This window comes from Arthrobacter sp. Soil_C_49 (genome assembly GCF_057656635.1).
On record NZ_JBDGJZ010000007.1, the window covers coordinates 73,050 to 98,861 of the forward strand.

Below are 25,812 nucleotides of genomic sequence, written 5' to 3' on the forward strand. Positions count from 1 at the left end.
TCTTTGAGGGCCATTAGAGTGCGTCCTTGATCTCGGAGGGGACCATGCTGTGCTTGGGCAGGACCAGGCCCAGTGGCAGTGAGGCGGCGAAGGCGGTGTCCTGCGCGCCGTAGGCGCGGCGCAGGAGCACTCGGGCCGTGCCGGAAGTCTGTTCGATGGCAGCCACAGCATCAGGCAGCCGTTCCCTGATGGTCACTGTCGCGGTGACGACCATCCCGAAGTTCACCAGTCCGGCGCCGCGGGCTTCTTCCTGGGCGGTCTGCACGGCCGAACGGGCATCGACCAATGCCCGGGCGCTGGGCCGGGTTCCGGAAGTGATGCGGACGTTCGCGTTGTTCTGGTCCCGCTCGACCACAGTGGCGGCCTTCGCCGAATCCATCGGACGGTAGAGCAGGGATACCCGTTTGCGGTCAATGTCCCCGTGCGGGGCAAGCAGCCGGGACAGGACCGAGGAATTAACCGATCCGCGCGGTGCACCCGTCATCGTCCAGGAGACAGAGAACGCGGAATCGTGGCGGTAGGCATCCCAGTTCGCCTGCGTCGCAGTGGGGCCAACCTCACCCCAAGCCAAGGCAACGGGGGAACCGGCAGCGTGGGCCTCAGCAATGATCAGCGCTGCAGGCGGATCATAGGCGATGCGGACGACTTCGCAGAGTTCCTGCGCGGACATGGGTCGGGCGATACCGGCGCCGGTGGACTGCAGCCGGGCTGACAGGCCGGGGATCCGGGAGGCGAGGTCCCGGGCTACATCTTCGGGGGTGCGCTTCTTCGAGCCGGACCGAAGGGAGGCGTTGAAGGTCAGGGACACCCAGGCACGGACCGTCGCTGATCCCTCGGGGTAGGTGTCAACGACCTCGCGCAGAATCGCCTGGGCGAATTCCGGTGCGTTCGGGTCGATGTTCATCTCGACTTCGTTCCGCAGCCGGTACCCGGAATCGGGGGCGGTCTCCACGGTGACGGCCGCGGCGTCCAGTCCGGCTTCGTCGGCAAGGCCGGCGAGCCAGCCGCCCCAGTTAGCGACCCATGCGTCAACCTGCTCAGGGTCCACCAGCGAGGCTCCATCGGGTTCGGTGGAGAAGATGACAGTGAAGTGGCTGGTGGCCGGCATGTGCAGCATGGCGAACGGGCGCTTGTAGGAGTCGGTGAACTCATACAGGGTCGACTTCGCCGCCAGACCGGGAAGCTGATACATGCCCCACTCGGTGACGCCCAGCGGGCCGGAACGGTAGAGATTCGTTCCGGACGACTTGGAGAGCCGGAAGCTCATGCGGGTGCCGAAACGATCTACAACGGACTGGCCGTGCTTGTCCTTGACCGTGAGTAACAGGGCACTGGCCCCGGCAACGGCAAGGACAGCCAGGCCCGGGAACAAGCCCCAGATAGCGAAGGTGGTGATGCCCAGCAAAAGCCCGGCCATGACAATCCCGGTGCCAATGGCACCGAGGTCGCCCAGACCAGCCGAGCGCGGTACCCGCCAGTTGCCGTAGGACGGTTCCTTGTATTCGGTGTTAACTGCTGCCACTGGGGCCCTCCCCGGTTGAATCCTGCGCGGTCTTCTCGATTGCCTGCGACGTCTTGGTAGCCACCTGTGCCCCGGCGGCTAGAGCCATGCCAGCCGGCCCAGCTGCTGCTGCCTCGCCGCTTGCCCCAGCCGCTGCTCCGGCGGTACCTGCCTTGCCCGCGGTTGCTGCGCCAGCGGCTCCGCCCGGACCCGTAACACCGGGGGTGGGCTGGCCTCCCCCGCCCCGAGTACCAGGCGCGCCGTCACTGCCCTTCGGCGAAGCAACGGCGGAAGCGCTCTGCGTACTGGCCGTAGTGCTTGTTGAAGCGGGGATTGGCGCGGCATTGCCTCGTCCGCTGCCGCCACGGCCCAGGGACACAGCGCCCGTAGCCATTGCACCAACGGCAGCCCCGGCTGCTGCTCCGCTGCCCGAGGCGACAGCTCCAACCATCGGCGTGACGAACCGCATCAATGCCGGGAGAGCGAAGAGGGCAACGATCATCAACGTGAAGCCTGTGATCGAGCCGACCAGGGCGTCCTGCCCGCTGGTGTTGCCCATCAAGAGGAACGCGACCGAGTAAACAATGGCTGCCGCAGGCTTGTAGAGAATGAACGCAATGGTCCAGCCAACGGCCTTCTGGAACCACTGCCTGCCCATCTCCGTGTTCGTGAACGCGGCCGTGGTGGGCAGAATGCCCGCCAGGATTACCAACATGCCGCTCCGTACCACCATCAGGACTATCTGAACGAGGGAAGCTATCAACCCGATTAGCCCCAGGACAATGAGGATGAACACACCGACACCCGTCTGTCCGGTCACGACGAGGATGTTCATCGCCTCTGCGAATCCCTTCCCGTCCGTGGAGCGGTCAATTATGGCGGCCGAGAATGCATCGGCAGCGATTACAAGAATTGAGATGACACCCAAGCCCAACCCCGATACGAGGGTCAGCGTGATGAGCGAGCGTAAGAGGTCTTTTAACGGTGCCCCGCGCTGTTCCCAGATCATTCGGATCCCGCCGAGGATAACGGCGAGGACTGCCAGGGTCACTGTCCAGGCCATCAATTCGTCGTTCACCATGGAGACGATAGGACTTGCTATTGTTCCGTCCTCGCTGGTCAGGTTCACCGTGGGTGTGGAGACCCAGAAGGTAGAAAGGGTTGTGACCATCTGGCTCATGCCCTCAAGAATGGCTTTCGCCATGTTGCCCATGGCGTCATCGGCGAGTCCTGAGAACCAGTCTCCGACGATGTTCCAAGTCGGCTTCATGCCCCGCTCCACAAGATGAACCCTGAAAGGTCACGGATTTGGCGTGGTTCTTCCAAGGGTTTGCCGCTGTCGGCAACCACGCCCTTCCAGTCACCGTCCTGCCAGAGCAACGTTGTGCGCACCGAGGCAAGCCCTCCGTTGTTCGCCTTGAATGCCAGTTCTACGACGGCGTGGTTGGCCGTGTATGACACGTTGAATCCCGCTACTTGGACCTTCAGGGTTGAGGATGGGGCCGATGTGGGAGGCGCCTTCATTCCGGCATCACGTCCAGGTCCTTTAGCTGCAAGCTGTTCGGCAATTGCTGGTTCTTTGGAGGGGTCGGTGCCCAGCGCCCAGAGGTTGACTGCCGCGTACAGTGCGCCAGTTGGTGTATGGGCGAAGCAGGACCGGATGCCCTGATCGTCTGTCATACCGGGACCAACCTTGAGGTCAGTCGGGGCGGCCATGGTTCCTACCAGTTCCCATTTCGTTTCCGGCGCAGTTCCCAAAGCCGTCTCCGACGTAGCTGGTAGCCCGCAGATGCTCTCGCCAGCAGCTGAAGCACTGGGACCGGCCTCGGCTGTGCTGCTGGATTCCGCCAGGGCAGGGGCGGGCTGAGCGTTGCCCTGTCCTTTGGGGAGAAGGAAGATCACGATGGTTGCTGCGATCAGCGCGACCACCAGCGCGGCCGCAATGATGAAACCGGGTTTGGTGAACGGATTGCTTTCGGTGGTGCTATCAGTTGACTGGCTCACGGTGAACCTCCCGTTCTTGGTGCTGGCTTAGACGAAGGCGCGGACGATGCCGGCGGCACCGGTGATGATGATGCAGCCCAGGAGAACCCAGCCGAGCTTGCCGATGGCTTGTGCGCCTTCGCCGCGCTGGAGCTGGATGACCATGCCGATGCCGACGATGATGACGCCGAGCACGCCGAGGACCAGGCCAATACCGGAGGCCCAGTTCAGAACCAGGAGCAGCCCGTCAGCCTCTGCAGGGATGGTCGGAGTGGGGTTGGGAATGACGCCGGTTGCAAGTGCGGAGAAGTAGCTCATGGTGAGACCTTTCAGTTGGTTGTTAATGTTGTGCCAGTGGTCAGTGCGGCCATGTCAGTAATGAAGCGTTGGTATTCGCGGGACGGCTGCGCGGTGGTGTCCCCGTGCCGCCAGGCTTCTACCCAAGGCAGGGTCCAGAGCCGGGGCGCTCCCCCGCCAACGATGGCGGTGAAGTCCCGGAGGGCTTTGGGAGTTTTCCCCGGTGCGTCAGCAAGAATCGCGAGGCCGAGCAGGTCAGCTTTCGGTGCGGCTCCTGACACCCATTGGGTCAGCGCACTCCGGGCGGCTGTCAGGCCCCGCATGTCCGCACGGCAAACCAACAGGGACCGTGGCTCGCTTCCGTCAGGGAGGACGGGCCAGCAGTGATCGGTGGCTCGTCCGCCGAGGAGGTCAGCGATTCTGCTCTCTCCCGCTCCCCCATGTGCGCCAATGATCCACAAGGCTGCGGAACCGGTCATAGTGCTGCTGGCTAGCCGGTCGGCTGCGTCGGGTTCAACCATGCCCTTTAGCGGGGCACTGATGACAGCCGCCGGGGGCAGGTACGCATCCAGTGTTTCCTCCCCCGGCGTTTCGGTGCCGGGGCTGGTGATCCAAGGGTTCAGGGACTGTTGCATGGCTCCTCCTTTCGAAAGTCCGGATTGGGCCGGGTTTAGAAGCCCTTGGCGACGGCGGCCGCGGCCGCCAGCCATGCCCGCTGAGTGGCGGGCTGCAGGGCTTCATAGCGGATGGGGCCATTGACCAGGGCAGGATCGTAGGGAATCCTCACGACGGCTCGGACGAACGGTTCAAAACCGTCAGCAATCCGCTGGGCCTCGTCTTTGGCCCGCTTCAACGCGTCCCCAGACATCGCGCGCTTGGCGTCAGTGGATTCAGAGACGATGACAACGGCGTTGCGGGCCAGCTCGGCATCGTGGCCACCACGGGATTCGAGGGTCTGCAGCGTCAGCCGGGCGGCTTCAGCGCGGTCCTCGATGGCCGTTACGGGAACGACGAGCTGGTTGGTGTGATGGATCATCCGGCGCCAGTTCGCCGCCCGGGCGGTGTTGCCCGAGTCCATGACCACCAACCGGTAGTACCGGGTGAGGACCTGGTGGGCGATGTCCACTTCCTCAGCGGTGACTTCGTGGTCGCCTTCTTCGTTCTCATCCGAGCGCAGGACGTCGAACTTGTCGGCGGTCTGGTGGTGAACGAACTTGGCAATCTCGGCAGCGTTCGTTGCCGGGGAAAGCAGTTCAGTCGAGGAATCGATCAGGTCCAAGACGCTCCGGTCATGGGCGCCCTTTTCCGTCCGCCAGCCCAGGGTGCCTTGGGACTCGTTGTTGTCCCAGGCGACGGTAGCTGCCCCGCTGTAGCGGGCAAGGATGGCCGAGAGCATCACGACCGTGGGGGTCTTGTTCGCACCACCCTTGCGGTTGACCACGGCAATGGTCCGCGGGCCGGGCCAGTGCTGGCTGACCGTGCGGACATCCTCCCGCTCGGAGAGTTCTTCCGCGGACGCGTCCATCCGGAAGCCAAGGCGCGTGAGCGCACCCCGCCAGCCCTGCGTGGCCGGCTCCAGGACCGGCGCGCTGACCAGGAAGGAAGTTTCCTTCAAGCTGCGCCGCGTCGTCGGCGCTTCCGCCGCGGCCACTGCCGTCTCCGGCACCGAAGTGGCCGGCATGTCCGTCGTCTCTGACGACGCGGGATTCGGCGGCCACGGCTGGCGGTCCACGGCAGCTACGGCGGCAGCAGTCGCCTCCGCCGGAGCCGGCTCAGGCGCAGGGGCCTGGATGATGTCAATGACGGCGGGAGCTGCGCTCTCCTGCGCGGGTTCCGGTGCCCGGCGTCGGGCGGGGCGGGCCTCGTAGGAGACAGATTCGATCTTGTTGTCGGGGTGCACGATCAGTTCACCGTGTCCTTCGGGATCCTCGATCTGGACCCTGACGGGACGGTTCAGCGTCTGTGCCTCGCCCACGACGAGGGCCAGGGCGTTGTTGCGGAGATCCTGCAGGGATTCCCCGGCTGGGACGATGCGGGAGTTACCCGCGACGACGACCTCAGCGGTTCCGTTGTCACGGACGATGGCCCTGATGTTTGGAAAGGCCAGGACCTCGGTTGATGTGGTGCTCATGAGCTTCTTCCTTACGTGTGTGAGATGGAGGGTTCCGGCTTAGGACGAGGGAGGTGTGAAGCGGTTAACCTTCCACGGGGCTTCCTTGCCCGTGCGGAGCAGCTGCACCGTGTAGGTCCCGGCGTTGGTCGGAACCGCCGCCCTGACCCCGTAGCCGTTGGCTTCATCGACGCTCAGCGCGGCCGGGCCCGTGACACGGCCTGCAGGGATGTTGGCCGGGTCCACGGCCGAGTAATCAGCAGTGGCCTGTGGCGTCAGCCAGCGGGCAAGATCGTTGGCCCATTGCTTTTCCTCCACACCGGGGCGGGAAAAGTCCGCCATAGCCTTCTCAGCGACGTCCACCGCCGCATCCTTGCTTGCCTCGTCCCAGGCAATGCCGGTTGTGGCCGGGACCGTGCCCCCTGGAGCCTGCGGGCCGCTGCTGGCGCTCAGCGACACCGGCGCGGAAGGCGTGGCGGTCGATTCTGCCGGTGCAGGCGTGGTGTTTGCTGCCGGTGCGCACGCGGCGCAGAGCAGGGCCACTGCGATGAGGGCCCGGGGCTTCTCCATTACTTCTCCTCTTGGGTGGGCAGGTACAGGAACGCTGAAGGGACATCGCTGCTGACTGTGCGGGTGTAGTAGTTGTGGTCATCCGGTGGCGGGTTGCCGTTGTAGCCCTCTTCGACGTACGTGCCGTTGTCCTTGACTTCCTTGACCACGGCGACGTGACCGTAGGTTGGGTCCGCTCCCCCGGCCCCGGGCGCGTACCAGACAACGGCACCAACGCGGGGAACGGAACCGGTGGACCAGCCTTTGGCGTCCCAGCCGGCCTTCCAGGTAAGGGCAGAACCGAGACCTTGTCCGTCGGGGCGGAAGGTGCCGTTGAGGAATTTGAACGGTGCGTCGGTGGACCCCATCTGTTGGTTCACCCGCCACAGGGCGAAGTCCACGCATTCGCGGTAGAACATGCCAAGAGGTGACGCCGCCGCCGGTCCGGCCTGCATCCAGGTCGGTGAGTTTTTCCACGGGTAGTCATCCCCGGCGCCGGACTGCCCTGGAATCGCGCAGCCGCTGCCTTCCAGCGAGAACTTGCCGTCAGAGAGTGCCTGGAAGAGTTTCACTGCCTCGGGCCAATACCGCTGGTAGTGGTACGGGTCAGCATTCCGCTGGACCTTGTTACCGGCAATGGTTGGCTCCAGCAGCTCCCAGCCGTCCACCTTCTGCAGGGCCTTGATGAAGTTCGTGGCACTGATGGTCGGGTCCATCCGGTCCGCGTACGAGCCCCACGCACCGTTCCCGCGCTGCTGGAACAAGCCTCGGGAATCCTGGCCGGCACCATCGCCGTGGTCGAGAACACGCAGCCCCGACTCCCCCAGGGCAACCATGACGCTGATCATCTGGCCCTTCACGGGCAGATTCAGCGCCTTGCCGGCACCTAGGATCGCCGCAGCATTCTTCAACTGCTCCTGAGAATAGCCATCGACCTTGGTGTCGCCGTTGATAGCCACTGAGACGGCAGGTCCGCAGGTGGCCGCAGCAGGCTTCGCAGGGATGAGCAGGAGCATACTAAATATCAGGCCAAGGAACAGTGCCGAGGTGGCGACGAGCGCGACTAGAGCAAATGACCTGCCCTGCATCAGCGCAACTCCCCGTCCTGTCCAACAGACGAGAGGGCGTCGGCGTGTGTCTCCGTCGCCGCGTCCACAGACGAAGCGCAAAAGGTGTCGGCGATGAGGCTAAGACGCCGCGAGCAGCAGCCGCCACGACTCCCCGTAGAGGGTGCCCTGGCGCCAGCTCTATTATTTAGCAATAGAGCAAAACAAAGAGATTCGCCATGACTCAAGGGAAAGTTCAGGATAGAGGCATGCCCAGACTGATCCGACCGAATCTTCCTCCAGAAGTCGAAGCCGCAGTGAGGTTCATGGGTAACAGGGCTCAAGCGGACATCCTGCGGCAATTGGCCATTCTCGGCCCCTCTACGATCGGGCAACTTCAGGCTAGGCTCGAAATAGGCAGGCCTAGCCTGAACCGGCATCTCGAAACCCTTGCGGATGATGGTTTGATCGAAACGGATCCTCCGCGCGGTGTGCGCCAAGGCAGGGATGTCACTTATGCGGTGCAACCAAAAAGGATTAGAAGCCTGGCTCGCGCGTACCTTGAATACGTCGAGGGGCGCTAAGGCTGATGCTTGGAGAAGCGGCAAGAGGATTTCTCTGCTTCTGCCGATCAATGCCACGATCACCGATCATCATTCCGTCCACTTGATAGCTTTCACGCGTAAGTCACGCATGAGTCACGCATGAGTGAATACACAAAAGACGATAGCAGTGTGACGATGCTTGTCAAACCTCCCGATGGCTACCCAAAGGAGAGGGCCCGGGAAGTTAGGCGCCCTCATCCAGTATTTTTGCGATGGCCTTCAACGTCTCGGGATCAACTGGGCCGAGTGCTCGGGTGGCGAAATTGCGAACTTCGGCACGCCTCATGCTTCGGATAAGTTCCAACTCTGCCTCGACTCGTTCCGGAAGTTTTCCCTCCTCTTGGAGGAGGTATTCGGGATCCACATCGAATACGGCGGCTATTGCCCGTAGGGCTTCGTCCGTAACGACTTGTTCCTTCCCAGCCTTCAGCAGTGTCCATCGTGTCCGCGACAGGTAGTAGCCGGCCTTTTGGGCTCCGTCGCGCACGGCGGCATAGTCGAGAGGTTTGCCAGTGTCAGAGACGAGCACGTCAAGTAGGAGATTGATCTTCCGGGCGAGCGTTTCCGCCCGCAAGGCCCCGGCCGCGCGCTGCGGCGAAAGATCAAAATCACTCAACTGATCCAGCTCCAATTTTTAGCTCCAACGAAACAGCAATAAGTGACGATGCCCACCAATACCCCGGCCGCTGCCTCTCGCCACGTGTGCTCCCTCAGCGTCGTTCGGCTCAGCATCATTATCGGTGATAGTACCAACAGCCAAATAAAAGCGGTTCCAAAAACGTCCGTTACCCAAAGTACGGCAAAGGTTGTGATCGATACGTGTGCCGAAGCGTTCATCCAGCGTCTAAGCAGTGCCAGCAGACCATTTCCTGCTACGAGGCCCAACACTGTCGAGGGAACTGGCGCCGGCACCTTGAGAAGAACACAGGCTAAAGCTCCGGCGATAGTGAGTGTTGTGACAGCCATCATTCTCCCGCGCCTCGGCAAGCCGAACATGAGGGTAATCACGGCGAATTTCTTGTACGCCAATCCGGGAAGGATGACAACGCCTGCGGCTAAGACTGCAACGCCCCAAAAGCTCAAGCCGGCTTTGACACCTGCCAGGACTATGACCACCAGCAGGACCCCTGCTGGCGCAAGAAGTTTTGAGAAGTTAGCCGCCAGCGGAAGAAGAGCGGTGGGCGCGGTTCGGGCCTTTGCGTGCAAGTCCTGCCTCAATATTGTCTAGTACCTCAATGTCTTGAACCGACAAAAGCTCCGGATTCTCAACACGAACATCGTCTACAAAAATTACCCAGCGGTAGAGCTGATCTTGGGAAAAGCGCCGCGGGAGGCTTATCGCTGCAGCCTCGCGGGCTCGTTCGCCGGCATCGGTTAGAAGAAGCCTCTCCACAATCGGCTGAAGGCTAAGCAGCGAGTCCCGACGCGCCTTCCAGTCAACCCATTGTTGAAGGCCACGGGTGAACGCAGGAAGTGCAAAGCCCACGGCAAAACCAAGCAAAGTAACAGCGATAAGCCCGCGATAGATCAGATAGGCGACTTCCGTAGACTGGCTTTCTACTCCCTGGGCTTCTTGAAACACCAAATGCAGTTTGGTAATCACCGCCATAACTCCGGACAGGCAAGCCCCTGCGATGATGTCAAAACCAACACGGAATGAAGCCGTTTCCCCTGTTCGTTTCCTTTGCATGCATTCGTACCCTGTGTAGGCCGTGATGATGCCAATCCAGGCAAAAAAGAGCCCTTGGTACCAGGCAATAGCGGGAATACCGGCAAATACGTCCGTGAAGTTGGTCGCCGATCCAGGTGTCGTTGTCGAAAACAGCAGGGCTGCCTGAGCACCTGCGAGGCCAAGACCTACCGTGACGAGAAGACGCCAGCGTGCGGTGGATGCATCGGTGGCGGCAACAACCAACCTACTTAGTTCCGTCATGCCAAGACCCAAGACGATATGGACTACCAGATTCAGCAGATTGCGGTCACCAATCCACGCATCAACGGTTATGTAGACAGGATCGACGTTCAGCGTTGTGCCTATCGAAACGAGGAGCATCGCCCTGAGGATGCCCTGTTTCCACCCGAACCTTAGCCCTACAAGCCTTACCAATACGACGGACCAGAGGATCAGGGCTGGCAGTAGCTGTAGAAGTTTCATCCAAAGACCTTTTCGAAGTCACTGGCTGGCACTGACGGCTTTTCCCGTGTAGCGGACGAAAGCAGGTAGGCAACTTCCTCGGCAGCCTTTTCCACGTCGCTCCACTGCGGTGATCGCGCAAGCACCCGTCTAAAGCCTTGTGTCTGGCCGACATGATGGAAAACTGAGGGCATAGAGGCAGCCAGTCCTTCGCAGCCTTGGTGCCGAAGAATGATATGGCCAAACTCGTGGCAGATCACATGCATCCTGTGTAGCTCTGAGAGGCCGCTTCGCACGAGCACGAGGGATCGTTGAGCAGATTCGACCCAAAGCCCTGACACGCCGGACAGAACGGAGCCAGGAACCTCGCGAATGGATATCGGCTTGCCGTGAGCCGAAGATACCGCTTGAAGAAGGGTTTCGAAGGCTACGTGTCCTGGTAAGGCCAGCATGGAGACGGCATTCCGAGGTGTTACGCGACCGCTCCCGTTTGCACTGCGCCCAATCATGATCGGTGTCATTTTCTCCCAAATTACCCAAAACTCACGCGTGAGTCACGCATGCGTCACGCATGTGTGACTAGACTGTGTTCTATCGTTGCTCCCCCAAGTTCCTACTAAAAGATGGCATGACGGGTGGCTCTAGCATCAAATCGACAGGGGCGCCTGTCATAGGAGAGGACTTAGTGGAGTGCTCAAAACAATGAAAGGCCTCATCGGTTCCGGCCGGTATAAGACCGGGTCAGCCTTGGGCGACACCCGCAATTGCCCGGCTCCTTTGTGCAACGCGGCCACAGCCAGACTCTCGTTCCTCTTCCGGGTCGAAACCGAGGTCAAAGTCACAAACGCGACACGCCGCCGTTTTCTGAAAACAAATCCCCGCCCCTTCAATTGGCCGGTGATAGCTTCAGAGCAGTCGCAATGACAACCCAGTCAGTTTCAGCGGCAGGCAATACAACGATGAAGCTGTAACCGCTCCAGCGGGTACAAAATTCAAAGGACACAGCACATGACGGCAGTAGCAGTAAATCGAGGCGGCGGGCGCCCCAGTAAAGGCCTGCGTAAGTTCATTGGTTTCCGCACACAGGAACACACCGCTGACGGGATTGCCAAGGTGGCCGCCCACAAGGGTCTGACCGTCACTGAATACGTTCTGTCCGTTGTAGAGCCGAAGCTGCAAGAGGATCTAGCCGCACTCGACCAGGATGACTACCAGCAGGAGCTGCCCATCCGCATCGCCTCATAACAAAAGAGAAGGCCCGCACTAGGCGGGCCTTCGAAGCTTGAGACTTACCCTCTGGATTGCTTGCCGGCGGATCAGATTGTAAGTCGTGGAGAGCCTAAACAGGCCATCCTTTGTGTTGCTATGAAACCGATCTGGCAGGATCGGCCCTTTTTTCGTACCTCAATCCCCGAAAGGATTACCCACATCGTACATCAGCACGTCTCCGTGCTGCCAGCACGCCCCGCTGTTGGCGTGTCAACGCAGCCAGACGACCCTGCAACCGTTTGGGCAGCTCTAGCTCCCTTGCTAGCCGGCCAGCCCAGAATGCGCCTCTCTCGTGATGCAGGTAAAACGTACCCGCAGAAGCACGAACGGAACCTGACCGAAGCACTCCCCTCGCTGCCCGCGGCCGTGAAAATTTTCGGTAAAGACGGAACCTGCGCGGCAATCTTTCTCGACTTTGACTCCTCAGTGGCCGGACTCGATTGGGCACAGGCCGACGTCCGCGCGGTCCAGTCCTGGCTGCACTCGGTTGGGGCCCGCTGGATTGAGGACTACTCCCCCAACGGCGGTCGCCACGTCTACATCCCCCTCGCACGGCGGGTCACCTTTTCAGAAGCACGTGACCTCGTCGAGGCGCTGGGCACCCGCTACCGGACCCTGGATAAGACCCCACACCAGAACCTGCTTCATGGATGCATGCGAACTCCCGGTTCGCCGCACAAACGCGGCGGGCACCAGGAACTGGCAATGAGCCTGTCGGTGGCCTACGACATCGCCCGCCGTCCCAACAGGGCCGCGGTCTGGGATGCCATGACCAAGGACCTGGCTGCAGAGATCAAGGCGGTTCGGGCGCTGCGCCAGGAAGAAACCTTTACGCCTGCCACCTCGGACGCACCCATAATCGACCAGCCGGTTGGGCGCATGTCCCGCGCGATGCAGGTGCTGGCCCAGACCGGGATGTACGACACCAATCGCTACGCCTCTGACTCCGAGGCTCGCCAGGCGGTCATCCTCAGTGCCGCGGCTGCCGGCTTGAAGCTGCTGGATGTGGAGCGTCGGATTCTGCAGGGAACCTGGCCTGGACTTGCCTCCTTCTACGCCCGCTACGCCGCCCGCCACCGCCTCCCGTCACTGCGCCGGGACTGGTCAAATGCCCTCAGCTACCTCAGTAAAAATCAGGCAAAAGGAACCGAGAAAAACAATGTCCGCAGATCCCCCACAAGCCAGCCAACTACACAGGCGGCAGGGATAAAGGGATCTTCTTCAACTTCAAATCCCGATGCAGAGCATCGGTACATCCGGACGTGGCGCAGTGCGCTCAGGATCCGGGAGGTGAACTACCAGCAAACTAGGACCGGGATGGGGCGACGAATGGTGCTCAGGGCACTGGGGGAGGCAGCCCACATGACAGGGTCCCGCTTTGTTGAATTCGGAGTCCGTTCCATTGCCGTGGCTACAGGTCTTGATCACACCACTGTTGGGCTGCATCTGAGGCAGCTGCGTGAGGAGAAGGACCCCCTAATCACCCTCGTTGAGGAAGCCAGGGGAACTAAAGGCGATCTCTACATGCTCACCGTTCCCGAAGAGCTGAGAAGTGTTGCCGAGGATGCTACTTGGCAGAAAGGGAAAATCCACGCGTTGCGGCCTGTTTTCCGGGAACTGGGTCTACCGGCCGCGTTCGTCTACGAAGCGCTGGAGCACTCCCCCGGGATGCCCATCTCCGAGATTGTGCGGGTGGCGAGGCTTTCCAGATCTGCAGTGCACGAAGCCTTGGAGGTCCTCGCTGCATGGAACCTGGCTGTCCGCAGTCCTAGCAGGGCTTGGTCAGTTGTGGCCGGGACATCACTGAAACAGCTGGCCGAACAATTTGGGGTCCTCGAAGCGGTGGCAGCCCAGTTACAGCGCTACCGCAACGACCGGATCATTTGGCGGGAATGGCTCGCCAAAAACGTCAATACCGTCTCGGAGCTGCTCTCCCCCGACGAAGACTATCCTTGGGAAATGTTCGAGGGGCCACCCGATGAATGGCTACTGTCCGACATGGCCTTCAACAGAACAGGATGAGGGTCAGCGCCAAGGCGTGTCAGTTGTGACCTATGCCCGGACTGTACACCTTGACGGGTGCCGATGGGCCGGCCGCCGCCTCCACTCCCCCGGTGTAGCTTTCGCACACTCTTTTTCATGCCATAAGCCATGCCATAGGCACTACGGGAAGACTAGCCATGCTTGTCCCCAGGGAGCTCCTGGATCACTCTCCCGCAGTCGATCCCGCGTGAATATGAAGCTTGAGGACGGCCGAGACGAGCGCGCTGCGTGACGGTGCGTCGAACTCGGCGACCTTCTCATCCAGCCAAGCGACCTGAAGCCCGTCGAGGCGCAGCTGGATCTGGATGCCGGCTTCGCCCCGTTTTCGCGGTGCACGGCGGGGCATGCCGGATCTGGTCAGCGTGGTTTGGGGAGTGAACTCCTTGGTGATCTGACTGTCGTCGACGGCTTCGAAGGCATCAATTAACAGGTCCGCGTACGTGGTCCGTTCCTGGTAGACGGCATCCTTCACTTGCGCCAGGAGCGCCGGCGGGAGGTAGACCCCGACGTTGCGCAGCGCCCCGGGAACCAGCTCGGAGACTTTGGTTGCGTTAGCTGTATTCCTGGCAACAGGTTGATGCCGTGTGGTGGCCTTTGGGGCCTTGACGACTGTCGGCGCGGGCTCTTCCTGGGCCACCTCAAGGGGTGCCTTCTCAACAGGTGCCTGCTCAGCTGGGCGTATATCGGCCTGCCGCTGCTCAATAGGTACCGGTGCGGGTTCGGGTGCTGCTGGCTGCACCTGGATAAGTTCAGGGGCCGTTGTCTCTACGGACTCTCCGGTTTTGGGGTCCGGTGCAGGAGCGCCCCTCCCCCGCTTCGGAGCCAGCAACCCTTGAAGTGCTGCACCCCGGGCAGGCGCTACAGGTGCGAATGCGCCGGCAAGGTTCTGTCGGCCGCTCATGCTTCGTTCCCGCTTTCGATCTCGTTTAGTCGGGCGAGGATCTCGCCGGTCAGCTGCTCGTACTCTTCAGCGAGTCCCCCGGCATTTCGCGAGAAGAAGCCGTCCGTCGGCTTCTCCCCCGCCCGGAGCGCCTTCAGGCGGTTCTTCTGAGCGTCAGTAACGGCACCTTCAAGTTCGTGGAAGAGCAGGCCCTTTCGGCGGGCGTCGGCGCTTGCGCTCTCGAGGTTCCTGATGCGGGTGGCGAAGACCGGGGCGACGGTGCCGAGCATTTCTTCCAAGGTGTCTCGGACGCTGCGTTCGAGGCGCATGGAGCGCGGTCCTACACCGAACAAGACGATGCCTGCCAACTGCAGGGACGGGTTCCGGTCACGTACGGCCATGAAGCGGCGTGCAATGCGTTCGACACCGTCGATGCTCGCATCATCGGACCGGGTAGGAATGACGACTGCACTGGAGATGGCGAAGGCACCTTCTACGAGGATCCGCTCCCCCGGCGGGGTGTCGATCAGGATCAAGTCGTACTCGTCTGCCAACGGCGCCAATACGGCGTAGAGCATGTCACCGAAATCGCCGGCGCCGGAGCGGCTGGAGCGGGACACCATTAGGCCCTGGATGTCTTCAAGGTCTTGGCCGCCCGGGATTACGTCAAGGTTTTCCCGAACATTGCGGAGGATCATCGGCGGCGTGCCGGCGATCAGGGCTTGAAAGAATTCCCTCCCTGTCTGCCGCTCATATCCGAGGTCGCGGGCCAGATCGCCCTGCGGGTCAAGGTCGATCAGCAGCACACGCGAGCCGGCCAGCGCCACGTACCCGCCAACGTTGGCTGCAGTGGTCGTCTTACCGACTCCGCCTTTGCCGTTCGCCAGAGATACGACACGGTCAAGGGCGCGTGTTGCTTGGAGTTTCGGGGGTACGGGGGTTTCCAGCGATCGTGCCATCGGCCGACGACTCTCCTACTTGGTGGGGTGCATGTTGTCCTGCTGTCAACGCTATGTGGACTCCTTTAGGAATGTTGGCAGTGACACGCGTAAGAGTAGTAACTGTTCGTAGAGCAGGGTGACACACGGTGCGCCACATCATAGACATGGCGGGACGTGATGTCTGTATCCCTACCTGATCTCAAGCGGAGTCACGCATTGGCGCGTCTATTGAGGCCCATACTGTGGTTCAAGCCGTTGGGGCTGTGGGCACTTACATTGTCTTACCCACGATTTCTACTGTTGCATTCCACGCCTGTGGGCCTGCTTGTCGTCACCCCTGAGTGCAAACATAGTGAATCGCTGAGTTTCCTATTGGCGGGACGGCGGGACTGAAAGCCTTGCGCCGGGCAGGTTTCATAGCGCCGAGTCCAAGTGTTCTTTCAGTTGATCGTCCAACAGGAGATATGGCATGACTTATGGCATGAAACATTGTTGGTCCCGAAATGGACTTTATAACCTCTAGCGGAACAAGGACCATGGCTGGCCGCCTAGGGGCCTGCCCAATGTTAATCGAGCGCCTGCGCAGGGGCTCGCAGGTATCACCCGGGGAAAATTAACACACTTGCGCTATTAACCGAGCCGGGATTCCGGCTGGCGCTAGGGGGAGAGGGTGGGGGAGGCTGACCCGTACCAGGAGGCAAGGCCTGCCGGTCGGGCCATGGATCAGCTCTTCTGGTGCGGCAGCGGAGAACAACTTCGTTCAGTTGACGTCCTTGAACAACCTCGTCAACGTCCTGCATATGATCGAGCATCTTGTCCCGTGCTGGTCGACTGGCCCTGGAGCCACTCACACCAGGGTGGGAAAAGAACCTGTGACAGCCCGCAGCGTTCAACGCGGCATGCTGCAGTTCCGTGTTCCGATCAACGGTGCTGACCTTGGCTTATCCAATAATCCCCAAAGCGACTTCAATGGCTCATCAAAGGCCGCTCTCCCGTTGTTGAGAATGGATCAGTTGAGACAGATTGTTGAGACGACGCACGGTTCGCTGGAACCGCTGGAAGGCAGGGCTTCGAAAATAGTTGACGACGAACTCGCCCGGTCTTGGGAAAAGGATCCTTTGCTGAGATCGATCCGGCGGGGCTTTGATGAACGCAAGGCAGTACAGAAGGTGACCGGCAGGGGACCCCTTCACGCCGTCGCTGGTTGCCCAGGACATACTCGAGGCAACGCGAACTCCCGGACCTACGCTGTTCCCCCTCCACTACGGGTCGTTGAACAAAAGCCTTACGACCAGTCCCGTAGGGTTATCGTCTGTGATCTTGCTCGAACTTATTTGGGGGGAAAAATGTCATCGAACCATACGCCTCTGTCCCGCCTTTGCGACAAAGTACATCAGCTTCGCTACTAAGGCTTCAGACCAGGTAGTCACCACCCCGATCATGGACAGCATCGTCGCGGGATGGTTCAGGAACCACTGCAAAGAGATCGGGCCCTGTGGCTTACTTGGTACAGCGCCGGCAGCTACCGCAAGTACACGGCTTGTATGACCGAATGGGCACAAGTCCTCAGCATTGAACTCGAGCAGGTAGAACAGCTGATCTTCAGGGGGCACTGACCGCGGTGGGGATTTGGCCCCCGTCCTCACACAGCGTTCGTTTGGGACACCGCTGTCACCCGAGCGAAGGCTTCCTGTAGCAGTGCTCTGTTGGGTTTGCCTGTGAGCGCATCGGTCTTGTTATAAGCGAGCGGACTCGGGTGCGGCGCCGCAATAATCGGGAGCCCCTTGAGCTCAGGAGGAGCCCCTAGCAGCAGCTGGGACCAGGCTTCCTGTGCTTGCTTGCCGAGAAGGAGAACCACCTTCGGGCGGGCCGCTAACAAGTCCATCAACTCCGCCAGTAGGGGAGCAGCCCTGCGCGCTTCAGCAGCCAAACTCCGTGGTGCAAAGGCCGGATTCGCGACCCACCAAGGGACCACATTCCAGTGCAGCGACCTGGAGTAGGGGAGGCCGCCGGCTTCAGCGGCGAGTGTGGAGTTATGTGCCGTTGGGTCATTGTTGTCCCGGCTGATGAATCCCGAACCCAGTTGCGCTTCCCCTGACGGGTCCTGGAGTAGAACCAGCACATCGGCTCCCTCCGTTGCCGCCCGCGGATCAAAGTAAGGGACGCTTTCCTGTGTGGAAACCCGGATGTGGTCGACCCACCTATTGAGTGGGCCAACAACGCCTTCGTATCTTGTCTCCTGCCGGTGCTGAAGGACGTGGGGGAGGTGATGCCGGCTAAGTAAGGTTCCTGCGTTGTAGGCATGCTTGTTCCATATAACGGTGGATCTGTCTTTCACGCTGCCTGCCGTTCTCTATTTGACGCCACCGGTCCGGCTGCGTGGAATCGGCACGCACCGATCAAGCAGTCGCTTCATTATCGCCGTGCCCTCATCTTCAGGGGTCCTTCCCCTGGAGATGCCCTCATAAAAATTGTCCGAATAATGCCGATAGCCAGGGCTTACTTTTGCTTTCGCCCTGAGCTGGCGCCAAAGGCACTCATATTGAGGGTGGGGCTGTCTGCCGCACCAGTCACAGGAGATGGTTTCGGCTGGTTGCGGTTTTTCCTTCTTGCACGTTGAGGACCAGGAGCCGGACGTTAATCCGCCGTAGTCCGGATACCGGTGCCCGGTCATGATGGCCACAGCGTCTCTTGCGGAGATCTCCATTCCCACCAGCGCAACGTCTGCTGCGTCTCCGCGTGGTGGATGCCGGCGCTGGTGTGGGCTGGATATGTAGCCGTCAAACGTTGCCTGTTGGCTCTCTAACGGCTCTTGGCTGCATGGCCCGAAGCCCTTGTCCGCACACAGATGGACCTGCGTGAGGATTCCATCAGCCAGGGGGATTCGGGCTGTCACCGGTATGGTCACTGACTTCCAGAGGGTCTCCAGCTCCAGGAAGCCATCCCCGAAAAAGCCTGCCCTGCAATGTGCACACCCGTAGGCCAGGTAGATCTTGTCTGCCTTCTTTGAATGGTGCATCCGCAATGGAGCCAGCGGCGGACGGCTGCCTTTGCCAAGAACCGCTGCGACATCGCCGGCGATCAGAGCCTCGATGCGTTCGGTTGGCCACAAAGGATGGTCTGTCCGGGCGGCGTCGGTCGTCTCCTGGCAGCGGGACTGCAGGGACGCTGCACTGATCCTCCAAATTGTGGATGGCCGTTTGCAGGCCCAGCAGTTATCGCTCATGTACTGAATCGTCACCGAGGTGATCCGCGCTTGGATCCGGTCAAGGTACAGCCCCAGCAGGAAAGCGGTTACATGGGCGTGCAGACTGGTCGATGTTGCTGGCTGGAACGCTTTTTCCGCTAGGATATCAAACGGAGCATCGTCGCCCTCGAAGACGACGTGGGGCACGCCGGAGCGCCTGGCCTCATCCCTGTTTCGCCGGTGAACGTACCAGAAGCACTCCACGCCGTCAGCGGCATAACGATCCTGCCTGCGTCTGAACTCTCCGGCGTCCTGGCGCGACCATTGAACCTCCAACGCCAGGCGCCTGCCATCGCGCTCTGCCAAGACGTCCGCTGTCCACGCCCGTCCCTCTGTGCTCCACTCGACGTTTACATGCCAGCCTGCATCTTGGGCCGCCTGGGCGATCAGCGTTTTGAGCATGCGATGTTGAGGTGACTCGTTCCAGCAATCGATGAGACCGCATTGCACGCCGGCCTTGTGGGCAAAGTGTTTGAGGCCACGCCTGGACGTGCGAGGGATTCCAGGAACCCCGCAGCGCATGAGCAGGGACCTGCTCTTGTATACGCTTTTCACCTGATCCCAGCGCTCATCCGTGGCTCGGTTCGATTCGATTCGTTCCCCGTCAAGAAACGCCACCAGCGGCATTGGCCCCCCTTTTTTTGCAGCCCGCGGGCTTTTGATTCACCCTAGCCACCGGCACTGACAAAAGCTGCACCCGCCACCGGTTCTGACGATGGGTGGCCCGCTATAACGCCCTCAAGCCCAATTACAGGTGGACCGGCTTACGGGCGGCGTACGTGTCCGTGGCTTTAACTTCTCTTCCACGAATATGCTGTCATCGACGGGGTGGCTGCCCCTGTAACCGTTAAACAGGGAAGAGATGATGGTCAACACCCACCTCCGGGTCCTTCAAAGGTTCGATGAAGAGATCGAGCAGGGCATGCCATGGCCGCGCCCGCATTGTCGGACTTGCGGAGAAGGCTATGTTTCTTGGGACAAGCCTGTAACGGCTCGAAACGAGCAATCCATGAAGGACATGGATTGCCCTGGCTGGGAGCCCGAATGGATCACCGGGACGATGCATGTAATCGGGCAATGCGACTCCCGCGAATGCAAGCAGACGGTAATCGGGGTGGGGACGTTCAGAGTCGACTACGCCACTTCGAGCTCAGGCAGCGAGTATCAGGGAATCCCTTACGCGGAGTTCTACAAGATTGATTATTTCAATCCGCCGCTGCCGCTACTCTCGTTGCCTGAGGCTGTGCCGCAGGATGTGCGCAATGCCATCGACCGGGCCGCGCCAATCATTTTTGTTGATCCTAGTTCAGCCGCAACGGTGCTTCGCGCTTCGATAGAGCTGTTCCTCAGCAACTGGGGAATAGCCGCATACGACAAAAACGACAAACGAATAAATCTTCACAAACGAATTGAGCTCTGGGAAGCAGAAACAGGCAACCAGCAAGTGGGGGAACAGCTTCTTGCCATCAAATGGATCGGAAACTCCGGCTCTCACGAAGGGGAACCGCTCAGTGTTCGTGCTGTTGCCGACGGGTTGGAGTTTTTTGAAGCCGCATTCAATGAACTGATAGTGGCCCCTGAACTCAAAGAGCGTGTGCGAGCCGTGAACGAAGCCAAGGGGCGAATATATGCAAAGTGATGGCGGTCACCTGGTAGCAGCAATAGCTCATAAGCACGAAGCCACCGCTCGGGTTAGGCAGGACATTGCCACCATGGCCGGAAAAGAAGACTGCATAAGTCAAAGGAAAACTAGCGATGGTGAACGAATCAGCACCGTCTGGCTCGATGGTTGGGGGCAGACCATCCAGTAGCCCCGTCGGGTCGACGGAGCAATACAGCACGTCGGCTACAGTCAACCCCAAAACACCGCGCCGAGTGCCGAAGTTTTACCCTGACTCGGGGCGACCGGAGATGAACCGGCTGCAGAAATCGTTCTACCGCCGCACATTCCTCCCGTCGCTGCTCGCAGGGGAGCCGGTCGATGTACAGGGACAAACCGGGTATGGGTCAGTGTTGCTTTACGAGTTGTTGGACGAGCGGCGGACGAATCCGCTGGAGGCCAGGCGCACCCTAGGGAATTTGCTAAGTGCTTATCGAAGTAGAGACCTACCGTCGTATGCGGAATCTGCATTAGCGGACTTCTACTTTCTTGAGGGAGATTTCGCCGCCGGATACGCCGCGCTCGGCATCTGGGCCAGTCCGTCACACCATCTGACGCTCGGGGCCCATCTCAACCACCCGCCGTTGACAGCGATGCAAGTCCTCCGATGGGGGGAGTGGAGGATCACAAGGAAGGGTATTGGGCACCTCGATGAGATCGTGCCCGCGCTTCAGGCACGACTCGATGACTTCCATGTCCATCATGGTTTGAGCGTTCTAGAGGACTTCTGGCGCCGCATTACGGCCGATAAACCAGTGAATGAAGTGGCAGCCAGCATCGAAGATGACGTTCAGTTGCGCTACACCAGAGAAGAGGTGCGGTATTTCCTCACAGAGGCACGGAAGGAGAGCACTGCCCAGGAACCGCCCAAAGCCTTTGAAGACTGGCCTGGATACGAAGAACCGTTGGATTGGCCCTGCCCCTGGGTTCCGTGGACCCTTCACTATGCCCTTGTTTCTGGGTTCTGGCCAACGCTCATACGGCAGGCCGAAAACACGGCCCGAGAGGGGGCTGGGATTCCACGAGTCGGAGAGGGATGGGTGTCAGAGATGACGCTGCTGCGTCAGGTGCAGGCCGCGTTCCCAGGGGAACGAGTGTTGCACCAAGCCCGCCCAGGTTGGCTCGCGCCACAGAGCCTCGACATTTATCTCCCTGATTACAACGTCGGGATTGAGTATCAGGGTGCCCAGCACATGAAGCCCGTCGAGTACTTCGGCGGCGCAAAAGCGTTCGAGGTGCAGCAGGAACGAGACGCACGAAAGCTGGATATCTGCGGACAGTATGGCTGCACGCTCGTTGAAGTGTATCCGGGCTACCAGCTTGAACAAGTAGTAGCCCGGGTGAGGAGTGCTATTGAGGACGCGGGCCGTGGACCTACGTCAGCCTTCAAATGACGAACCCTCACGGCACTCACGCGCTCCCCTTTGGGGAACCGTCGTCGGGACCGGATTACGGGCGTGGGGCTCCGCGGATTCAGACTTAGGGGAGAGGCCTGTTGACGGTGTCCCGGTTCCAAGGAAGTGGGACACCGTCAGTCCTTTGGTGCCTGGCGGGCTGCAGCTGGGGACCTTCATCGGGCAATAAAACGAGCGGAGCATACGTGCACTCGACACCAGCGCTGACGCCGGCAAAGTGTTGGAATCTTTGTGTCCGTTAGTCGACCGGCTTACGGGCGGCAATCTAAGCGTTAGGGCTCTCTTCCGTTCGACGGGAAGCACCTATTAAGGCCTATGAAGGTGTCAGACTGAAGCGCTGATATTTATTGACACCTGTTGGTCCGGGGCTCTAAATTTCGACCTGACACTCTTCGTTAGGACTCGCTTATGGCCGGACGACGTATTGGGTACATCAGGGTCAGCAGCATGGACCCGAACACTCAGCACCAGCTCGATTGTGTTGAGGTGCAAAAGATCTTTCTTGACGAAGCTTCAAGTGATGATGCTGAGCGCCCCCAACTTGATAGGCTACTGGGCCTAGTCCGAGACGGCGACACCTTAGTCGTGCAAAGCATGGACAGACTGGCCAGGAACCTGGAGGATCTCCGATCCCTGTTGCAGAAGCTTGCGAAGAAAGGTGTCCGGATTGAGTTCATTAAGGAGAATCTCACGTTCGCCGGTGAGGACTCATCTGTCACCGATTTGATGTTCTCTATCATGGGCGCCGTCATTGAATTTGAACGAGCACTGATTGGTGAACGCCAGCGTGAAGGCATATCCCTAGCAAAGGCTCGGGGAGCCTACCGAGGGCGTATTAGAGCCCTGTCTCCGGACAAAGCGAGCGAACTCCGTGAGCGAGCCGCTGCAGGGGAACAAAAAGCCGGGCTGGCCCGCGAGTACGGCATTAGTCGTGAAACGCTATACCAGTACCTCAGAAAGGGACCCTGACGACCGAATGGTGTTGCCGTTTCAGCGGCAAAGCGGGCAGCCCAGCATTATACTAACCATCGATAGAACAGGGCCTGTTTGACGGGGTGAGGAACACGGACACCAACGGTAAGAAGCTTTCGAAAAGACGACCCCGAAATCAGCTCACGTCCGCAATCCGCGAGTATCTTCGAGGTGTTGAGGGCATGACGGCTTCGACTTCCGAGATTCGTGCGGGCACAGTAGAAATTCTGGGTGAGGCACCCCAGTCCTCGTACCGCAGTGCGCTGCAAAATGAGCGCTATTTCGTCCGGATCAGACCGGGCGTTTTTCGTTTGAAGGACATTGGCAGCACCGACTGACGTACAACGCCGCCGATTTTGTCATCCAGCGGGCAGTCCCTTCCCCTATAGATCGATTCGTTTTGTGCCGTTACTGTTCATTCACTGTTCGCGGTAGTAGGCCGCATCCTAGCTTGAGGAGTTATACGCCAACCAAGCTTTCCGCGGATGGAAGGGACAGCCGCGCCGCCTTCCGCCCGCGTGGACGCTCAGACGTCCAGGAGAAGATAGTCCTCATCTGCGGCTAAGCCTGACAAGTCATTGGCGTCTACGAACGCGGAGTACCGCAGAGTAGACATGTATCGCGTGATAAGTACCCAATCGGGCTTTCCCGCCTTGTCCACTGGAAGCCTGAGCTTCGACTCGGTCATACGATCCATATCCATTTGCGGCTGTAGCTGTAGCGCTCTCCCTCCTTGCGTATGAGGGCACAGACGAACAGTTTCGCCAGATCCGGGATCTCGTCAACTCGTGGTGTTAGTACATGAACGTCGTCGCACGCATAAAAGGACTGTGTTTGAAGGAAGGCATGCCCGATGCTTCCGTTGTAAGGGACTGTGATGCAACCCGCGCCAAAGTTGGGTTCGACGTCCATATACCCAGTAATCCCGTTGTTTGCCTCAGATGCTCCAATGTAGGGGGTGTCCCCGGGCTCCTGTCGGGTCGCCACGATTCGGCGACCCTTCTCAAGCACAAAAAGGTCGGTGAGTTTGAATTCAATCCATTCAGATGTATCTGGCAACTCCACATTGTCGGCGAGAAGCGGTTCAGACTGGAGGGCTATGCGGTTGATGTCCTTCATAATCAGATCAAGTTCGTTTAGTCCCATGCGGCCCCGAGTGAGCGTGAACACTGCATGCTCACGCAAGGGGGCTTCAAAGTCGTCACTGCTCATGTGTGAGTAGTCCGTTTCCATATATGCTTCGGCTAGCCACTCATCTGTAGCTTCTACATGTCGAGAAACGCAATAGCCCGGGGTGTCATGCTCACGATTGAGGAAATCTGACACCCACTTGTCGCGAATAGTTGACCACTTGTTCCTTAGGTCTTTACGCCCGCGAAGAGTAATAAATCCATCATCAGCCCAACGTGCGAACCACGTCTTTTTGTTCGCGCTATGCGGGCGATGCGCGGTAAATACCATGATCACAGTCTGTACGCCTACTCCGAAGAAAAGCTCCCGCGGGGTTGTCATCACAGCCTCGAGTGTGTGCTTGGAGAGCACTTTGGCGCGCAATCCATCTTGCCCTGTTGCGCAGGAAGTGGGGACGATGGCGATTCCAGTCCCACCCGGTGAGAGCATGTCCAGCATGTTGTCGATGAAAACCATCTCGTGAAGGTCTTTGTCCTTTTTGCCCTGAGCAAATGGAGGGTTCATCATCCCAACGTTGGGACGAGGCATCGTTTTTCTCGTGTTCTCCCGGCCGCCAGTGATAACCTGCTGCCGAATGTCTTCGCTGAAGCAGGAGCCTTGGAACATGTTGGCCTTGCCATCTCCCCTAAGGATCATGTTGGAGGCGGCCAGTGCAAACATTCCTGGCATCTGCTCTATTCCGATAAGGCCTTCTTCCTTGATCCGATCCTTGGCCAAGTCATCTAAGGCAATGCCGCCCCGCTCCGGAGGACTGGACATATATGACATGGCAGAGACCAAGAATCCGCCGGTCCCGGTGCAGGGGTCAAGAACTACGTCGGTTGGCCCTAGATCAGCCAAGCGACAAAAGAGGTCTGTTATGTGCGGCGGAGTGAGCACAATGCCCAACCCCTTCTTGTCCCCTGCTGTGTAGCGGAGAAACTCTCCGTAGAAAGCCCCCACGAGGTCGAAGCCTTGGTGCAGATCGATGGCGGGAGCTACTTCAGAGTCGAGCTTGTCAAGAATCGCACAAAGCACGGAGCGAGCGTCCGTCTTTCCGCGTTTGTCCTTGAGGTTGTGCTGGGTGAGAGTGGGTGAGGAACGAACTGCTGAGCGGAAAGCGCCAATGACAGTTTCGGATTTGCTCATTGGTATTTCGGCTCGTTCGAAGACGCGCTCGATAGCGTCCCCCCACTCCTTGGCTAAAACATTTCCGTCGCGGCTAGTATCGGGCCTCGCGTCGTATCGGTTATACGACTTATCTCCAGCAGGCGCTTCCCGCTCACAAAATGCCGGGTCGGTCAGAGCTATTAACGAACCAGCCACGACGAGGGGCTTTTCCGACTCGGACAAGGAGGCATAGTTGCGAAGAAAAACGTGCAAGTCCACAGCGGCTCTATGTAACTGCGCGGCGGTAATGCTCCTTTTTGCATGGCCTGACGCAGCATCCAACATCCTGTTCGGAGCCAGGATGTCGGCGATTTCAGCCCGATCTGCGTCGACCAAGGTCTGGGGCCCCGCATCGCCTCGACTATGGAGGAAGGAGGAGATCCGATGCTCTCCTTCTGTGCCTGATGCTGCCACTGCAATGACGTTGTAGCTGGACGCTAAAAACCGGGCGTAGTGGAGTACTCCGTCAACGGCTTTTCCTGCGATGTCCTCATGTGGAACCTCAAGGTCCGGGTTTCCATGATGGGCTACATCCGCCTTGCATTCGATTACCATAAGCGTGTCCGAACGGCCTGGAAAGCGAACTATGAATTCCGGGCGGCCAATGCCACCCTTACCTGTTTTGGATGCCCTCGAAAGCAATGCGTCGATCCTCTTGACGGATGAGGCCTGCTCTTCGACCTTGCCCATGTCGTAGCCTGCAGCGCGCAGCTTCTCTCGCACAAGGATTTCGGTCACGCGTTCGTTGGGCATCGTTAAACTCTTTCAAGACTGGTAGGGGACCCGTCCACCCTATCGGCAACTCCGCTGATGAATATTG

21 protein-coding genes and 1 pseudogene are annotated in these 25,812 nt (G+C 59.7%); 6 read left to right on the top strand and 16 right to left on the bottom strand.

What is annotated here, in order from left to right; genetic code table 11:
• Window positions 1-13: 13 nt before the first annotated feature.
• The 8 genes from AC3A4Z_RS12840 to AC3A4Z_RS12875 are packed head-to-tail and all read right to left on the bottom strand — an operon-like array spanning window position 14 to window position 7,528.
• Window positions 14-1,522 (bottom strand): SCO6880 family protein, encoded by a 1,509-nt coding sequence (locus AC3A4Z_RS12840; protein WP_498711895.1) that lies wholly within the window; start codon window positions 1,520-1,522, stop codon window positions 14-16.
• The gene (locus tag AC3A4Z_RS12845; RefSeq protein WP_498711896.1) at window positions 1,509-2,771 is read right to left on the bottom strand and encodes a TrbL/VirB6 family protein; all 1,263 of its coding nucleotides are present in this window, start codon (window positions 2,769-2,771) and stop codon (window positions 1,509-1,511) included. Before AC3A4Z_RS12845 ends, AC3A4Z_RS12840 begins: the two co-directional genes overlap by 14 nt.
• On the bottom strand, window positions 2,768-3,505 hold the full coding sequence (locus tag AC3A4Z_RS12850) for a DUF8175 domain-containg protein (RefSeq protein ID WP_498711897.1): 738 nt from the start codon (window positions 3,503-3,505) through the stop codon (window positions 2,768-2,770). Before AC3A4Z_RS12850 ends, AC3A4Z_RS12845 begins: the two co-directional genes overlap by 4 nt.
• 27 nt (window positions 3,506-3,532) lie before the next feature.
• Window positions 3,533-3,802 (bottom strand): hypothetical protein, encoded by a 270-nt coding sequence (locus AC3A4Z_RS12855; RefSeq protein WP_498711898.1) that lies wholly within the window; start codon window positions 3,800-3,802, stop codon window positions 3,533-3,535.
• 11 nt (window positions 3,803-3,813) lie between these two features.
• Window positions 3,814-4,416 (bottom strand): DUF6668 family protein, encoded by a 603-nt coding sequence (locus AC3A4Z_RS12860; RefSeq protein ID WP_498711899.1) that lies wholly within the window; start codon window positions 4,414-4,416, stop codon window positions 3,814-3,816.
• Window positions 4,417-4,451: 35 nt separating this feature from the next.
• Window positions 4,452-5,912, bottom strand: coding sequence for a MinD/ParA family ATP-binding protein (locus AC3A4Z_RS12865; RefSeq protein WP_498711900.1), 1,461 nt, complete (start codon window positions 5,910-5,912; stop codon window positions 4,452-4,454).
• Between the two features lie 39 nt (window positions 5,913-5,951).
• Window positions 5,952-6,461, bottom strand: coding sequence for a hypothetical protein (locus AC3A4Z_RS12870; RefSeq protein ID WP_498711901.1), 510 nt, complete (start codon window positions 6,459-6,461; stop codon window positions 5,952-5,954).
• Window positions 6,461-7,528 carry a CHAP domain-containing protein gene (locus AC3A4Z_RS12875; protein WP_498711902.1) on the bottom strand — a complete coding sequence of 356 codons (1,068 nt, stop codon included), beginning with the start codon at window positions 7,526-7,528 and terminating at the stop codon, window positions 6,461-6,463. Before AC3A4Z_RS12875 ends, AC3A4Z_RS12870 begins: the two co-directional genes overlap by 1 nt.
• A gap of 284 nt (window positions 7,529-7,812) precedes the next feature.
• On the opposite strand from AC3A4Z_RS12875, the gene AC3A4Z_RS12880 reads away from it, so the two are divergent.
• Entirely contained in the window at window positions 7,813-8,070 is a 258-nt protein-coding gene (locus AC3A4Z_RS12880) for an ArsR/SmtB family transcription factor (RefSeq protein WP_498712066.1), read from the top strand.
• Between the two features lie 205 nt (window positions 8,071-8,275).
• Here the strand turns inward: AC3A4Z_RS12880 and AC3A4Z_RS12885 are convergent, their stop codons facing one another.
• Both AC3A4Z_RS12885 and AC3A4Z_RS12890 read right to left on the bottom strand, forming a co-directional pair.
• A complete protein-coding gene (locus AC3A4Z_RS12885; protein WP_498711903.1) occupies window positions 8,276-8,722 on the bottom strand; it encodes a hypothetical protein in 447 nt (148 codons plus the stop codon).
• Window positions 8,723-9,244: 522 nt separating this feature from the next.
• The gene (locus AC3A4Z_RS12890) at window positions 9,245-10,246 is read right to left on the bottom strand and encodes a hypothetical protein (RefSeq protein WP_498711904.1); all 1,002 of its coding nucleotides are present in this window, start codon (window positions 10,244-10,246) and stop codon (window positions 9,245-9,247) included.
• Between the two features lie 987 nt (window positions 10,247-11,233).
• Between AC3A4Z_RS12890 and AC3A4Z_RS12895 the strand changes: the two genes are divergently transcribed.
• Window positions 11,234-11,470 carry a hypothetical protein gene (locus AC3A4Z_RS12895; protein WP_028272859.1) on the top strand — a complete coding sequence of 79 codons (237 nt, stop codon included), beginning with the start codon at window positions 11,234-11,236 and terminating at the stop codon, window positions 11,468-11,470.
• Window positions 11,471-11,590: 120 nt separating this feature from the next.
• Window positions 11,591-13,516 carry a MarR family transcriptional regulator gene (locus AC3A4Z_RS12900; RefSeq protein WP_498711905.1) on the top strand — a complete coding sequence of 642 codons (1,926 nt, stop codon included), beginning with the start codon at window positions 11,591-11,593 and terminating at the stop codon, window positions 13,514-13,516.
• 184 nt (window positions 13,517-13,700) lie between these two features.
• Here AC3A4Z_RS12900 and AC3A4Z_RS12905 read toward each other — a convergent pair whose 3' ends face one another.
• The 5 genes and pseudogenes from AC3A4Z_RS12905 to AC3A4Z_RS12925 form a co-directional block, all read right to left on the bottom strand.
• The gene (locus AC3A4Z_RS12905; protein ID WP_498711906.1) at window positions 13,701-14,276 is read right to left on the bottom strand and encodes a hypothetical protein; all 576 of its coding nucleotides are present in this window, start codon (window positions 14,274-14,276) and stop codon (window positions 13,701-13,703) included.
• A 158-nt stretch (window positions 14,277-14,434) separates the two neighbouring features.
• A complete protein-coding gene (locus AC3A4Z_RS12910; protein ID WP_108598292.1) occupies window positions 14,435-15,376 on the bottom strand; it encodes a ParA family protein in 942 nt (313 codons plus the stop codon).
• 581 nt (window positions 15,377-15,957) lie between these two features.
• Window positions 15,958-16,281 (bottom strand): annotated as a pseudogene (locus AC3A4Z_RS12915) (recombinase family protein); the annotation flags it as partial.
• 719 nt (window positions 16,282-17,000) lie between these two features.
• On the bottom strand, window positions 17,001-17,696 hold the full coding sequence (locus tag AC3A4Z_RS12920) for a uracil-DNA glycosylase (protein ID WP_498711908.1): 696 nt from the start codon (window positions 17,694-17,696) through the stop codon (window positions 17,001-17,003).
• 15 nt (window positions 17,697-17,711) lie between these two features.
• Complete coding sequence (locus tag AC3A4Z_RS12925) at window positions 17,712-19,232, bottom strand: competence protein CoiA (RefSeq protein ID WP_498711909.1); 1,521 nt, start codon at window positions 19,230-19,232, stop codon at window positions 17,712-17,714.
• Between the two features lie 235 nt (window positions 19,233-19,467).
• Here AC3A4Z_RS12925 and AC3A4Z_RS12930 point away from each other — a divergent pair, with 235 nt between their 5' ends.
• The 3 genes from AC3A4Z_RS12930 to AC3A4Z_RS12940 all read left to right on the top strand — a co-directional run bounded on the left by AC3A4Z_RS12930 (window position 19,468) and on the right by AC3A4Z_RS12940 (window position 22,649).
• On the top strand, window positions 19,468-20,244 hold the full coding sequence (locus tag AC3A4Z_RS12930) for a DUF4145 domain-containing protein (protein ID WP_498711910.1): 777 nt from the start codon (window positions 19,468-19,470) through the stop codon (window positions 20,242-20,244).
• A gap of 116 nt (window positions 20,245-20,360) precedes the next feature.
• The gene (locus AC3A4Z_RS12935; protein WP_498711911.1) at window positions 20,361-21,659 is read left to right on the top strand and encodes a hypothetical protein; all 1,299 of its coding nucleotides are present in this window, start codon (window positions 20,361-20,363) and stop codon (window positions 21,657-21,659) included.
• A 429-nt stretch (window positions 21,660-22,088) separates the two neighbouring features.
• A complete protein-coding gene (locus AC3A4Z_RS12940) occupies window positions 22,089-22,649 on the top strand; it encodes a recombinase family protein (protein ID WP_498711912.1) in 561 nt (186 codons plus the stop codon).
• Window positions 22,650-23,336: 687 nt separating this feature from the next.
• Here AC3A4Z_RS12940 and AC3A4Z_RS12945 read toward each other — a convergent pair.
• Window positions 23,337-25,745: an N-6 DNA methylase gene (locus AC3A4Z_RS12945; RefSeq protein ID WP_498711913.1), complete on the bottom strand. Its 2,409-nt coding sequence runs from the start codon at window positions 25,743-25,745 to the stop codon at window positions 23,337-23,339.
• Window positions 25,746-25,812: the final 67 nt, after the last annotated feature.

Excerpts from the sequence above, each read along its gene's own strand:
- AC3A4Z_RS12845 (WP_498711896.1), bottom strand. The coding sequence starts at position 2,771 with ATGAAGCCGACTTGGAACATCGTCGGAGACTGGTTCTCAGGACTCGCC.
- AC3A4Z_RS12855 (WP_498711898.1), bottom strand. The coding sequence starts at position 3,802 with ATGAGCTACTTCTCCGCACTTGCAACCGGCGTCATTCCCAACCCCACT.
- AC3A4Z_RS12860 (WP_498711899.1), bottom strand. The coding sequence starts at position 4,416 with ATGCAACAGTCCCTGAACCCTTGGATCACCAGCCCCGGCACCGAAACG.
- AC3A4Z_RS12865 (WP_498711900.1), bottom strand. The coding sequence starts at position 5,912 with ATGAGCACCACATCAACCGAGGTCCTGGCCTTTCCAAACATCAGGGCC.
- AC3A4Z_RS12870 (WP_498711901.1), bottom strand. The coding sequence starts at position 6,461 with ATGGAGAAGCCCCGGGCCCTCATCGCAGTGGCCCTGCTCTGCGCCGCG.
- AC3A4Z_RS12875 (WP_498711902.1), bottom strand. The coding sequence starts at position 7,528 with ATGCAGGGCAGGTCATTTGCTCTAGTCGCGCTCGTCGCCACCTCGGCA.
- AC3A4Z_RS12880 (WP_498712066.1), top strand. The coding sequence starts at position 7,813 with ATGGGTAACAGGGCTCAAGCGGACATCCTGCGGCAATTGGCCATTCTC.
- AC3A4Z_RS12890 (WP_498711904.1), bottom strand. The coding sequence starts at position 10,246 with ATGAAACTTCTACAGCTACTGCCAGCCCTGATCCTCTGGTCCGTCGTA.
- AC3A4Z_RS12895 (WP_028272859.1), top strand. The coding sequence starts at position 11,234 with ATGACGGCAGTAGCAGTAAATCGAGGCGGCGGGCGCCCCAGTAAAGGC.
- AC3A4Z_RS12900 (WP_498711905.1), top strand. The coding sequence starts at position 11,591 with ATGAAACCGATCTGGCAGGATCGGCCCTTTTTTCGTACCTCAATCCCC.
- AC3A4Z_RS12910 (WP_108598292.1), bottom strand. The coding sequence starts at position 15,376 with ATGGCACGATCGCTGGAAACCCCCGTACCCCCGAAACTCCAAGCAACA.
- AC3A4Z_RS12925 (WP_498711909.1), bottom strand. The coding sequence starts at position 19,232 with ATGCCGCTGGTGGCGTTTCTTGACGGGGAACGAATCGAATCGAACCGA.
- AC3A4Z_RS12930 (WP_498711910.1), top strand. The coding sequence starts at position 19,468 with ATGATGGTCAACACCCACCTCCGGGTCCTTCAAAGGTTCGATGAAGAG.
- AC3A4Z_RS12935 (WP_498711911.1), top strand. The coding sequence starts at position 20,361 with ATGGTGAACGAATCAGCACCGTCTGGCTCGATGGTTGGGGGCAGACCA.
- AC3A4Z_RS12940 (WP_498711912.1), top strand. The coding sequence starts at position 22,089 with ATGGCCGGACGACGTATTGGGTACATCAGGGTCAGCAGCATGGACCCG.
- AC3A4Z_RS12945 (WP_498711913.1), bottom strand. The coding sequence starts at position 25,745 with ATGCCCAACGAACGCGTGACCGAAATCCTTGTGCGAGAGAAGCTGCGC.